Raw genomic sequence first — 13404 nt, forward strand, 5'->3', positions numbered from 1 at the left:
TATCTTTTTGTTCAATTTATATAACGGCACGTACGGACTGTAAGAGTAATGAATGGAGAGCTTCTGTCGGATAAAATGAGTCGGTGCGAGTTCGGATCGGTGACATTTTTGAATGCAGGGGCTTTTCATGCTTTAAGGGGGTACAAGGAGGAACACGATGAGCGGATTCGAAGAGAAGAGAAAACGGTTTGAGTTGTTGATGAAACAGGCAGAGCTTCCAGCTGGTCTGTTAGAGCCCTATTTTTTGGATGGATGGATTGAACAAGTAGAGACCAATCGCAGTAATCGGGAGTGGAATATCCTGATTGCGAAGGATACGTTGGTACCCGCTCCAATTTATCGCACATTTTGTCTGCATATTCAGGAGAAGATGAATCATATCGCCAAAATCTCATTTGGCTTCAAATATACGGACAAGGTACAAAATGGTGATATCGTCAGTGAATATTGGAATCTGTTTCTGGAGTGGGTTACACGTGAGATTCCATCTGTAAATGGTTGGATGAACCGGACAACCTTTGAATGTGAAGAGGATCTCCTGCAACTGACAATGAGTGATGCAACGTCGATGGAATTGGCTCGTAAGAAACAGATTGATCAGGCTATTACGAAATTCTATGACAAGTACTTTCATCTACCTCTTCGTATCAAGATGCAAGTAGGGGAAGTGGCAAGCAATAAAGAGGCGATGGAACAGTTCCAGGCCCAAAAACGTGTAGAGGAACTTGAGGTCATCGAGAAGATGATGAGTGAAGTGGACACAGAAATCCCGGTGGATGAGGAGCAGGGCGATCTGCGTTTGCAGATGGGTTACGATATCAAGGAGCCAGCAGTGCCCATGCAGGAAATCCAGGATGAAGAGAAAAAGGTCACCCTTCAAGGTTCGGTGTTTGGTCTGGATCGCAAAGAACTGCGAAACGGAAATACGTTGTTTACCTTCTATCTGACTGACTTCACGGACTCCATGCAAATGAAGATGTTTGCCAAAACAAAAGAGGATGTTAAAATTCTCAGTTTGCTGGCTAACGGTAAATGGGTGAAAGTGCGTGGCCGTGTAGAGTATGACCGGTTTATGCAGATTCCTGAACTCGCCATGATTCCTTCAGATCTGATTGAAGTCAAAGCACCGCCGTCTCGCAAGGATAATGCACCAGAGAAACGGGTGGAGTTCCATTTGCACTCTACGATGAGTACGATGGACGCTGTAACTTCGATCGACAAATACGTGAAAATGGCAGCTGAGTGGGGACATAAGGCGATTGCTGTCAGTGATCATGGTGGTGTACAGGTATATCCCGAGGCTTCCAAGGCTGCCAAGAAAAATGGGATTAAAATGATCTACGGCCTTGAGGCCAATGTAGTGAATGACTCCGTTGCAGTCGTAATGGCTCCGCAGCCATTGGATCTCCAAACAGCGACATACATCGTATTTGATATCGAGACTACAGGTCTTTCAGTTACACAGAACAAAATTATTGAGATCGCTGCTGTTAAGATGCAAGATGGTAAAGAAATCGACCGGTATGCGACTTTTGTGAATCCGCATGAACGCATTCCCTACAATATTCAGCAATTGACTAATATTAATGATGACATGGTAAAAGACGCGCCTGAACTGGAGCCAGTTATCCGAGAGTTTGTACAGTTTGCCGGAGATGGTGTACTTGTTGCGCATAATGCACGTTTTGATATGGGCTTTATTCAAGCTTCTCTGAAGCAGATTGGAATGCCAGAGCTTCCTAACCCTGTCCTTGACACGTTGGAACTGGCACGATTATTATTTCCAAAAAATAAGAACCACCGTCTGAATACGATGGCGGATAAATATAAAGTTGGACTTGAAAGTCATCACCGGGCCATTGATGATACGGTTGCTCTTGCAGGTATACTGATCGGATTACTAAATGATGCTGCCCAGATGAAAGGAATAACGAGGCTTGATCGCCTGAACGATTATGTAGGTGTCGACTTGTCGAATACAAGACCTTTCCATTGCGGAATCTATGCACTGAATGAAGTCGGCAAGAAAAATCTCTATAAACTGGTATCTCTCTCTCATACGGAACATTTCAAGCGGGTACCTTGCATTCCCAAGTCGAAACTGATTAATTTGCGTGAAGGACTCGTTATTATATCGGGTTGTGAAAAAGGTGAGTTCTTTGAAGCGGTGCTTAACAAATCGCTCGAAGAAGCGGAAGAGATCGCCGAGTTCTATGACATATTGGAGATCCAACCACTTACAATGTATATGCATTTGGTGGATAAAGGGTTGGTGGCTACACCCGAAGAAATCAAAACAGCGATCCGTAAAGTCATTGATATCGGGTCGAAATTGGGTAAGCCGGTTATAGCGACAGGCAATGTGCACTATTTAGAACCTCGTGACAAACTATATCGGGATATCACCATTCACGGCATTACAGGATTTAGTCCACTGAAAGATCAACGGAAACCGGATGCACATTTCAGAACGACGGAGGAAATGCTGGAAGAGTTCCAGTTCCTGGGCCAAGATAAAGCTTACGAAGTCGTGGTTACGAATACGGTGGAATTGTCTGACCGATTTGAAGAAATTAAGCTGTTTCCGGACAAACTGTTTACTCCGATTCTGGAAGGTGCCGACGATGAAATTCGTAATACCTGCTATGACACTGCCAAGTCCATCTATGGTGAGGAATTGCCTGAAGTAATCGTGGCACGATTAGAGAAAGAACTGATTCCAATTATTAAATATGGTTTCTCTGCCAACTATCTGATCTCGGAACGGTTGGTTAAAAAATCGAATCAGGATGGTTATCTTGTAGGTTCGCGGGGATCGGTCGGCTCCTCTGTCGTGGCTACATTCCTAGGTATATCCGAAGTTAATCCATTGCCCGCTCACTATATTTGTGTGAATTCAGAATGCAAGCACAGTGAGTGGTTCCTAGACGGTAGTGTTCGGAGTGGATTTGACCTTCCCGAGAAAGAATGCCCGGATTGTGGTGGCACGCTTAAAGGAGAAGGCCAGGATATACCGTTTGAGACCTTCCTTGGATTTAAAGGAGATAAAGTTCCCGATATTGACTTGAACTTCTCTGGTGATTACCAGCCTCATGCTCATAACTATACGAAAGTACTGTTTAGTGAAAAAAGTGTTTTTCGTGCGGGGACCATTGGTACAGTGGCTGAGAAAACAGCATTTGGTTTTGCCAAGAAGTATGAGGAAGAACATCACAAAAAATGGCGCGGAGCCGAATTGAATCGTTTGGCTTCTGGGTGTACTGGGGTAAAACGGAGCACTGGACAGCACCCTGGCGGTATTGTCGTGGTACCCGATTATATTGAGGTCGAAGATGTTACACCCGTTCAGTTCCCGGCAGATGACGTTAATGCGGAGTGGAAAACAACACACTTTGATTATCATGCTTTTGAGGAAAACTTGCTGAAACTTGATATTCTGGGGCACGATGATCCGACTATGATGCGGATGTTGCAGGATTTGACAGGTGTTGATCCAACGAGCATTCCGATGAATGATCCAAAAGTCATGAGCATGTTTAACTCAACCGAGGCTTTGGGTGTTACACCTGAACAGATTCGCTCCCCTGTTGCGACATTTGGCGTACCGGAGATGGGGACGAAATTCGTTCGTCAGATGCTTATTGAGTCACAGCCTACATCTTTTGCCGATTTACTTCAGATTTCGGGATTGTCCCATGGTACAGGTGTATGGCTTGGGAATGCTCAGGATCTGATAAAGAATGGAACATGTAACATCAAGACGGTAATTGGTTGTCGGGATGACATCATGTTGTTCCTGATTTATAAGGCAGGTATGGACGCGAGTCTGGCCTTTAAAATTACGGAGAGTGTTCGTAAAGGGCGTGGTCTGCCTCAGGAATGGATCGATGAGATGAAGAATTGTAAAGTGCCTCAATGGTACATCGATTCATGTCTCAAAATCCAGTACATGTTCCCGAAGGCCCACGCGGCCGCTTATGTTATATCGGCAGTACGTACTGCGTTCTTCAAGCTGTATCATCCCATTGAATATTACGCAACTTACTTTACCGTTCGAGCGGATGAGATTGATATCGAACTCATGTGTCAGGGATATGAGGCGATCTACCGCAAAATTGTAGAGATCGAGCAATTAGGTTTCCAGGCACCTCCGAAAGAGAAAAACATGTTACCTGTCCTTGAAATGGGTTTGGAAATGGCAGCGCGCGGATTCTCACTTAAACCGATTGACTTATATCGTTCGGAAGCTACGAAGTTTATCGTTGACGGGAAAACACTAATCCCTCCGTTTTCTGCGTTGGCAGGAATCGGAGACAATGCTGCACGTAATATTGCTGCGGCAAGAGAACATGGTGAATTCCTGTCGGTGGAAGATTTTCAGCAGAAGTCGAAAGCGAGTAAGACGATTGTTGAACTCCTGTCGAATATGGGGTGTTTCCGCGGTTTACCAGAGAGCAACCAGCTTTCCCTGTTCTAGTATTAGATTTGAATCATGGACAAGTGATTGGTGGGGGATGCGTAATTTTTCCTTCATTAGTAAGTAAACTGTCTGAATCATCGCTTACTTGTCACTATTACCAGACTATGTTATAATTTTTGAAGTGAACGAGATAGTACGAATTTCTAAAGAGTGGGGAAACCCACTCTTTAGTCTTTGGTATACAAGAATCTTGGGTATTTAATAATCTGCCAGTGCTTTTTTGCTGGTGTAACCTAAGTTGGAGGTTATTGGTTTTGAGCACAACGAACATTAAATCTACCGTGGAAGAAATGATCCAACCCTACTTGAACGAACAAGGCTTCGAGCTGGTTGACATCGAATACGTCAAAGAAGGCAGCAACTGGTTTTTGCGGGTGTATGTCGACAAAGAGGGTGGCATCGACATCGACGATTGCGTCTTGATCAGCGAAAAGCTGAGCGCCAAGCTGGATGAGAACGATCCGATTCCAACCATCTATTTCCTTGAAGTGTCTTCTCCCGGTGCGGAGCGTCCACTGAAAAAACCTGAGGATGTTACCAAAGCCGTAGGCAAAAATGTTTTTGTTACAACCTACGAGCCGGTGAACGGATTGAAGGAATTTGAAGGCAAGCTGCTTTCTTTTGATGACGGGGAACTCGTGATCGAGGCAGGCAAGAAACAGCATGCCATTTTCTATGATAAGGTTGCCAGTGCGCGCCTAGCTATTTTGTTTTAAGTGCCTTGTTCACTTTATTAATGAAAAAGACACATCTCACGATAACGGCAAGGTGCTCAGGAGTTCAGAGCCTTTCGCCGTTTTACGTATGAGATGCCATGTTTGAAAGGGGGATCAACATTCATGAGTATGGATTTTATTGAAGCAATGAATGAATTGGAACGGGAAAAAGGGATCAGCAAGGATGTGCTGTTTGAAGCGATCGAGGCTGCACTAATTTCCAGCTACAAGCGGAATTTCAACACGGCCCAGAATGTGCGTGTTGATATGAACCGTAATACGGGAGTTATCCGGGTGTATGCCCGTAAATTGATCGTGGAAGAAGTCCTGGATTCACGTACCGAAATTTCATTGCCTGCTGCACGAGAAATCAACCCACACTTCCAGCTGGAAGATATTGCGGAGATTGAAGTTACGCCGCGCGATTTCGGACGTATCGCCGCACAAACTGCCAAACAGGTGGTGACCCAGCGGATTCGTGAAGCCGAACGCGGCCTGATCTACAACGCTTTCGTAGACAAGGAAGAGGATATCGTTACGGGAGTGGTGCAGCGTCAGGATTTGCGCAATATCTACATCGATCTGGGCAAAATCGAAGCGGCTTTACCGCTGACCGAATTGATGCCGAACGAGAAGTTTGTTCATGGTGACCGTATTAAGGCGTATATCACCAAGGTCGAGAATACGACGAAAGGGCCGCAAATCATATTGTCCCGTACTCATCCGGGCCTCTTGAAACGTCTCTTTGAACTGGAAGTGCCTGAGATCTTCGACGGTGTAGTTGAGATTCGCTCCGTCGCTCGCGAAGCAGGGTTCCGCTCCAAGATTGCGGTTCATTCCCGCAACGAGGAAGTTGATCCAGTTGGATCTTGTGTAGGTCCTAAGGGAATCCGCGTGCAGACCATTGTGGGTGAGCTGCGCGGTGAAAAAATCGACATCGTTCGTTTCTCCGATCAGGTAGACGAATATGTTGCTAATGCACTGAGTCCTTCCAAAGTATTGGAAGTTCATGTATTTGAGGAAGAAAAGATGGCTCGGGTTATCGTTCCGGACTATCAACTGTCGCTCGCAATTGGTATCAAAGGCCAAAATGCCAGATTGGCAGCCAAATTAACCGGCTGGAAAATCGACATTAAGAGCGAGAGCCAGGCGGAACAGGAATTCGGCAGAGAAAAAGATTCTTCTTCTGAAATGCATCAGGATTCCGTCTCCGTCGACTAAAGTAAAGTACGGGGGGCGCTGACGTATGAAACCAAAAAAAGTGCCGCTGCGCAAATGTGTGGCATGCCAGGAAATGATGCCCAAAAAGCAGCTGATCCGCATCGTTAAAACGCCAGAGGATGAAGTGCTGATCGATTTGACTGGCAAAAAATCCGGACGTGGTGCCTATTTATGCGGCAAAGAGTCCTGTTTTAAGCTCGCACTCAAAAACCGGGCTTTGGATCGGGCGTTAAAAGGCAAAGTCTCACCTGAAATTTACGAGCAATTAGCAGCTGACTTCATCGCGGTTGAGGATGAATTCATAGCAGCACAGGAGCGTGAACATGACTAATATTAAAACGCTGTCTTATCTGGGACTCTCTATGCGTGCAGGTAAACTTGTAACAGGTGAAGAAATTGTACTTAAAGCGATCCGTTCTTCCGAAGCTAAGATGGTTATTGTTGCGGGCGACGCCTCAGCCAATACACAAAAGAAATTTCGCGATAAATGTGGAACTTATAAGGTTCCTCTGTTAATCGGATTTGACCGGGATAGTTTAGGTTCAAGTATCGGTAAAGACACGCGTGTTGTTCTTGCAGTAACGGATCGAGGGTTTGCAAAAATGATCTCCAAGCAAGTCGGTATAATGTCGGAGGTGGAGTATATTGAGTAAACAGGAAAACAAGGATAAATTGCGAGTTTATGAATATGCGAAGTCCCTAAATATGAGTAGTAAAGAAATTATAACCATTCTTAAAAAGCTGGAAATTCCCGTAAACAATCATATGAGTGTCATGGAGAATGGATCAGTCGGTAAGGTGGAACAATTTTTTAAAGATATAAAATCCACTGCTGCTTCCAAACAAGGCAACGAAGCAAAACAAGTTGCTACTTCGGCAGTACGCAGTGACAAAACAGTGGACAGCAACAAGCCGGCCGGCGGAGTGAACACGCCGAATAGCAGTAACCCATCCGGTAGTCCCGTACAAACAAAAATACAACAGGAAAAGCAGGTAGGTATGAACAATAGACCAAATTCCAACAATAACAATGGCACCCAAAGACCCAGCGGCCAAGACAGCCGCAACAGAACGAACTCTTCCCAAGGCTCAAGCCAAGGAGGACAATCAACTAACCGTCCAAGACCGGCTCAAGGTGGACAAAGCAGTACAGCGTCCCGTCCGCAAGGATCGGGTCAACGTCCGACTAACAGTGGTGGCGGTCAAGTAAGACCTTCAGGACCTAACAGCGGTGGTAATACAGGTACTGGCGGCAACCGCAGCGGTGGCCAAGGTCAGAGCCAAGGACAAGGCCAACGTAGAAGCGGCCCAGGTGGCACAACTGGCAACAACAATAACAGTGGCAACCGTTCGAACAGCGGTGGCGGTGGACGTCGTTATGATGACAATCGTGGCGGTAACTTCCGTGGGAACCGTGGTGGTAAGAACAACCGCAACAGAAATCAACAACAGTACCAACAACGTGAGAAAATTGATAACACACCTAAAAAAATCATCGTTCGTGGTGATATGACTGTAGGCGAAACGGCGAAGTTGCTCCATAAGGATGCTTCCGAAGTTATCAAAAAGCTCATCGCTATGGGTGTTATGGCAACAATCAACCAAGAGCTTGATATCGAAACGATCCTTCTGCTTTCAGGTGAATTCGGTGTTGAGGTTGAAGTGAAGATTGTGCTTGAAGATGACCGTTTCGAGACGCTGGAAGAGAATGATGATGCTGCTGACTTGCAGGCTCGTCCACCAGTAGTTACGATCATGGGTCATGTTGACCATGGTAAAACTACTTTGCTGGATGCTATTCGTTCCACAAATGTAACAGGCGGCGAAGCAGGCGGTATCACGCAACATATCGGTGCATACCAAGTCGAAATCAACAGCAAAAAGATCACGTTCTTGGATACTCCGGGTCACGAAGCGTTTACAGCAATGCGTGCACGTGGTGCACAGGTTACAGATATGACGATTATTGTCGTAGCAGCAGATGACGGTGTTATGCCACAAACCATTGAGGCCATTAACCATGCCAAAGCTGCTGGACTTCCAATTATCGTTGCAGTCAATAAAATTGACAAACCGGGTGCCGATCCGGATAAAGTGAAACAAGAATTGACCAACTATGAACTCGTTCCGGAAGAGTGGGGCGGAGATACCATCTTTGTTAACGTGTCAGCGAAACAAAGAATGGGTCTGGAAGGTCTGCTTGAAATGATTCTGCTCGTTGCAGAAGTGAACGAATACAAAGCGAACCCGGACAAACGTGCCCGTGGTACTGTGATTGAAGCTGAGCTGGATAAAGGACGTGGCCCAGTTGCCCGTATCCTCGTACAGCACGGTACTTTGAAAGTCGGAGATGCTTTCGTAGCAGGTAACTGCTTCGGTCGTGTTCGCGCGATGGTTAATGACAAAGGACGCCGTTTGAAAGAAGCTGGACCTTCGACACCTGTAGAAATCACAGGTCTGACTGAAGTTCCAGGTGCGGGAGATCCATTCATGGTGTTCGAAGATGAGCGCAAAGCGCGTTCCATCGCTGACAAACGTGCGATCACGCAACGTGAATCCGATCTGGGTACGCATACTCGTGTAACATTGGATGATCTGTTCCAGCACATCAAAGATGGCGAGATCAAAGATCTGAACGTAATTATCAAAGGTGACGTACAAGGTTCGGTTGAAGCATTGAAAGGTTCTCTTGCGAAGATCGAAGTTGAAGGTGTACGCGTGAAGATCATTCATAGCGGCGCTGGTGCAATCACTGAGTCCGACATCATTTTGGCTGCAGCATCCAATGCCATTGTGATTGGTTTCAACGTACGTCCTGAAAACCAGGCGAAAGCAACAGCAGATCAAGAGCAAGTAGATATTCGTCTGCATCGCGTAATCTACAGTGTTATCGAAGAAATTGAACAAGCGATGAAAGGGATGCTTGATCCGATCTACAAAGAAAAAGTTATCGGTCATGCTGAAGTTCGGAGCACGTTCTCGATCAGTAAAGTGGGTACCATTGCTGGATGTATGGTTACCTCGGGTAAAATTACGCGTTCCGCAGAAGCACGCCTGATTCGTGATGGCATCGTCCTTTACGAAGGCAAGCTTGATTCCCTGAAACGTTACAAAGATGATGCCAAAGAAGTAGCCCAAGGTTACGAGTGTGGTATCACGCTGGATAAATATAATGATCTCAAAGAGGGCGACGTTATTGAAGCCTTCATTATGGAGACAGTACAACGATAAGCAAGGAAGCATGAGGTGAACAACAATGGCTAAGATTCGTACAGGTAGAGTGGGCGAGCAGATCAAGAAAGAATTGAGTCTGCTCATCCAGTCTGAACTGAAAGATCCACGTATCGGTTTTATTACCGTAACGGGAGTCGAAGTGACAGGGGACTTGTCGCAAGCCAAAGTTTATCTGAGTGTCTTCGGTGAACAGGAACAAAAAGATAACTCGCTCAAAGCACTGGTAAAAGCAAATGGATTTTTGCGTTCCGAGCTGGGCAAACGTATTCGATTCCGTCATGTTCCCGAGTTGATATTCAAGATCGACGAATCGATCGCTTATGGTAGCCGAATTGAGAAGCTGCTTGGCGATATTGGTTCCGACAAGAACGAATCCCAGTAACAGAATAGAGGAGACGGCAATGCACACTTATGAACAGGCGCTCCAGGCCGGAAAGCAATTTCTGCTGGAGCATGATGATTACCTGGTCGTGTCGCATGTACAGCCGGACGGTGACGCAGTCAGCTCGACGGTAACGGTGGGCTGGCTGCTGTCATGTCTGGGCAAGACATTCACGATGATTAATGAAGGTGAAATCCCGCAGCGCATGCATTTTTTGTGGGAAGCCGGCAACATTGTGAACATGACCGAACAACCACCGCAGCGAAAATATAAAGCTGTTATCTGTGTGGATTGTGCAGACTTTGCCAGAGTAGGTTTGACGCGTCATTATCTCGAAGAAGATGCTGTTATTTTGAATATTGATCATCACCCTACGAATGACGCGTATGGTACAGTCAACATCATTAAGTCCGATGCTGCTGCAACGGCTGAAATTTTATTCGATTTTCTTAATCTGTTCCAAGTGGCATGGGATAAAGATGTCGCCACGGCAGTTTATACCGGATTGCTTACGGATACAGGTGGGTTCCGCTATGCCAATACCAGTCCAAATGTAATGACAACAGCTTCCAGATTGCTAGAACATGGCGTGGATGGACCTTATCTCGCCCAGACCTTGCTGGAGCAGGTGACTCTTCCACAAGTTCGGATTTTGAATCAAGCACTATCAAGCCTGCAGATGACAGATGATGGCAAGATTGCCTGGGTCGTTATTACACCAGGTGATATGGTGGCTTGCGGAGCAGCTAATGAAGATCTCGAAGGAGTAGTGAACTATCCGCGCAATATTCAAGGCGTGGAAGTTGGTATCTTTTTCAAAGTCATCAATGAGAATGCCGTAAAGGTTTCTCTTCGTTCGGCTGGCAAAATTGATGTTGCTGCGTTAGCACAGACCTTTGGTGGAGGCGGGCATGTTCTCGCAGCCGGATGTCGCCTGGAAGGCAATCTTGAAGAAATTGTGGCAAAAGTGCTGAAGCAGGTGAATTCACAATGGTAAAACCATTTGAAGGTGTACTTCCGGTGTATAAACCGGCGGGATTTACGTCTCATGATGTCGTGGCCAAAATGCGTCGTATTCTCAAAATGAAACGCATTGGTCATACAGGCACACTGGACCCACAGGTTACTGGTGTTCTGCCGCTCTGTCTCGGAAGGGCAACACGCGTGGTGGAGTATATGCAGGAGCTCCCGAAGGAATACTTGGCAACGCTCAGATTGGGTCTGTCTACAGACACAGAGGACATGACTGGGGAAGTTATTGAACGATCTGAAACGACTGTAACAGTAACAGAGGAACAGGTTCAACAGGTACTTGAGCAGTTCCTGGGCACGATCTCTCAGGTGCCACCCATGTATTCTGCGGTAAAGGTAGACGGCAAACGTCTCTATGAACTTGCTCGTGAAGGGAAAACGGTAGAGCGTAAGAGCCGTGAGGTCACAATCTATGAGCTTGAGCTTACAGGGATTGAGACTCAGGGCGATACCATCGATATATCCTTCCGGGCCTTATGTTCAAAAGGTACGTATATTCGGACGTTGTGTGTAGACATCGGCCGACAACTCGGATATCCATCAACCATGGTTCGACTGGAGCGTACGATATCAGCGGGTATCTCTGCAGATCGTTGTCTTCGGATTGAAGAAGTGGAACAACTTATGGCCGATGGAACTTTGGCAGATGCGCTGATTCCTGTTGACGAGGCAATTGCTTCTATTCCAGCCCACAAGGTTGGAGAAGAACAGACCAAAGGAGCACTCCAAGGTCAGAAACTGGCTGCACGTCTTCTGGAACCGCCTGTAGAGCAACCTGGTTTATTACGGTTGTACGCTCAGGATGGTACGTTTCTGGGGATATTTGAACGGGATGAACTAAAACCAACGGTGAAGGCAGTTAAAGTCTTTTTGCCGGAATAAAGAGGTCTCGGGCTTGGAGTCATGGTGATGATCAAGCTTGGCCTATCAAGTGAAATGCAGGTGAATGATTGTGAAAACCGTAATGCTAACCTATCCGCAGACGTTACATTCGACTGAGCTGAGCACACTTCCCCAAGTGCTCGCGATCGGTCAATTCGACGGGCTGCATCTCGGACATGCAAGTGTCATTTTATCAGCTGTCCGCATTGCGCGCGAAACGGGCATGCAGGCAGCGGTCATGACCTTTCATCCACATCCGAAGGAAGTTATGCGCAAAGGGGATTACGAGGGTAGTTTAACTCCCTTGAGAGATAAAGAAGACATCTTGGCAGGAATGGGCGTTGATGTGCTCTATGTGGTGGAATTCAATGAAGAATTCTCACAGCTGACACCGCAGCAATTCGTACATGATCTGTTGATCCCTCTTCAGACACGAACAGCGGTGGTTGGTTTTGACTTCCGTTTTGGTCACAAGGGAGCAGGAGATGAACAGCTTCTTCGAACATTGGGAGAAGGGAAAATGACGGTGGAGACCGTCTCTGCCTTCCTGTTAAATGGTGAAAAAGTGAGCAGTTCTCTCATTCGTGGCCTGTTGAAACGCGGGGAGATGGATGAGGCCAGTCAATGGCTTGGTCGACCTTATAGCATCAGAGGAACTGTCATTCACGGGGAGAAGCGTGGACGAACCATTGGATTTCCAACAGCGAACCTTGAACTCACGGATCATTACGTTACACCGTCGAAGGGTGTTTACGCTGTTCGGGTGCAGCATGGTGAACAAGAACTGAATGGTGTGATGAATCTCGGTGTGAAACCTACGTTTCACGAAAGTGGGATGAAACCTACATTTGAAGTACACTTGCTGGATTTTGATGGACAATTATATGACCAGGAATTAAAGGTTGATCTTGTTCACTATATCCGCGCAGAACGAAAGTTTGACTCCATTGATGCATTGATTAGTCAGATTCGGGAAGATGCATTAACTGCTGGTCGCCTGTTATCTTAAGGTTTAGGAATTAATGCATGTTTACATTTACTTTGACTGGGCAATTATGATATACTGTACTACGTTGTCGTTTAGGACAACAATAACCTTGGCTTGGTTACTTGCTCTCACCGGCGGTGACGAGGCTAATGGCGATTATATTGAAGGAGGTGAACAGGATGGCATTGACTCAAGAACGTAAACAACAACTGATCGACGAGCACAAAACTCACGAGTCCGATACAGGATCTCCAGAGGTGCAAGTTGCTATCCTTACGGAAAACATCAGAAGTTTGACAGACCACTTGCGTACGCATAAGAAAGACCACCACTCACGTCGTGGACTTTTGAAAATGGTAGGTCAACGTCGTAAGCTTTTGGCTTACGTGAAAAACAAAGATGTTAAACGTTACAGCGCACTGATCGAAAAACTCGGATTGCGTCGTTAATTATCGTACATGTTTTCAAA

11 protein-coding genes are annotated in these 13404 nt (G+C 46.2%); all 11 read left to right on the top strand.

Annotated features, from left to right (window positions below; all coding sequences use genetic code 11):
* Window positions 1-157: 157 nt before the first annotated feature.
* The 11 genes from M1D71_RS10645 (at window position 158) to rpsO (ending at window position 13384) form a co-directional block, all read left to right on the top strand.
* Window positions 158-4477, top strand: a complete 4320-nt coding sequence (locus M1D71_RS10645) for a PolC-type DNA polymerase III (protein WP_458126398.1) — start codon at window positions 158-160, stop codon at window positions 4475-4477.
* A 257-nt stretch (window positions 4478-4734) separates the two neighbouring features.
* Window positions 4735-5196 (top strand): ribosome maturation factor RimP, encoded by a 462-nt coding sequence (rimP, locus tag M1D71_RS10650; protein WP_458126399.1) that lies wholly within the window; start codon window positions 4735-4737, stop codon window positions 5194-5196.
* Window positions 5197-5319: 123 nt separating this feature from the next.
* Window positions 5320-6417: a transcription termination factor NusA gene (gene nusA, locus M1D71_RS10655; protein WP_458126400.1), complete on the top strand. Its 1098-nt coding sequence runs from the start codon at window positions 5320-5322 to the stop codon at window positions 6415-6417.
* Between the two features lie 25 nt (window positions 6418-6442).
* A complete protein-coding gene (gene rnpM, locus M1D71_RS10660; RefSeq protein WP_036609307.1) occupies window positions 6443-6748 on the top strand; it encodes an RNase P modulator RnpM in 306 nt (101 codons plus the stop codon).
* A complete protein-coding gene (locus tag M1D71_RS10665; RefSeq protein ID WP_017689142.1) occupies window positions 6741-7070 on the top strand; it encodes a L7Ae/L30e/S12e/Gadd45 family ribosomal protein in 330 nt (109 codons plus the stop codon). Before rnpM ends, M1D71_RS10665 begins: the two co-directional genes overlap by 8 nt.
* Window positions 7063-9648: a translation initiation factor IF-2 gene (infB, locus tag M1D71_RS10670; RefSeq protein ID WP_458126401.1), complete on the top strand. Its 2586-nt coding sequence runs from the start codon at window positions 7063-7065 to the stop codon at window positions 9646-9648. The genes M1D71_RS10665 and infB overlap by 8 nt, the downstream gene beginning before the upstream one ends.
* A gap of 25 nt (window positions 9649-9673) precedes the next feature.
* The gene (gene rbfA / locus M1D71_RS10675; RefSeq protein WP_458126402.1) at window positions 9674-10033 is read left to right on the top strand and encodes a 30S ribosome-binding factor RbfA; all 360 of its coding nucleotides are present in this window, start codon (window positions 9674-9676) and stop codon (window positions 10031-10033) included.
* A 19-nt stretch (window positions 10034-10052) separates the two neighbouring features.
* Window positions 10053-11030: a DHH family phosphoesterase gene (locus tag M1D71_RS10680; protein ID WP_458126403.1), complete on the top strand. Its 978-nt coding sequence runs from the start codon at window positions 10053-10055 to the stop codon at window positions 11028-11030.
* Complete coding sequence (truB, locus tag M1D71_RS10685) at window positions 11024-11947, top strand: tRNA pseudouridine(55) synthase TruB (protein WP_458126404.1); 924 nt, start codon at window positions 11024-11026, stop codon at window positions 11945-11947. The genes M1D71_RS10680 and truB overlap by 7 nt, the downstream gene beginning before the upstream one ends.
* A 70-nt stretch (window positions 11948-12017) precedes the next feature.
* A complete protein-coding gene (locus M1D71_RS10690; RefSeq protein WP_458126405.1) occupies window positions 12018-12956 on the top strand; it encodes a bifunctional riboflavin kinase/FAD synthetase in 939 nt (312 codons plus the stop codon).
* Between the two features lie 158 nt (window positions 12957-13114).
* Window positions 13115-13384, top strand: coding sequence for a 30S ribosomal protein S15 (gene rpsO, locus M1D71_RS10695; RefSeq protein WP_056700672.1), 270 nt, complete (start codon window positions 13115-13117; stop codon window positions 13382-13384).
* The last annotated feature ends 20 nt before the right edge of the window (window positions 13385-13404 follow it).

Source organism: Paenibacillus sp. Z3-2 (assembly GCF_054161325.1).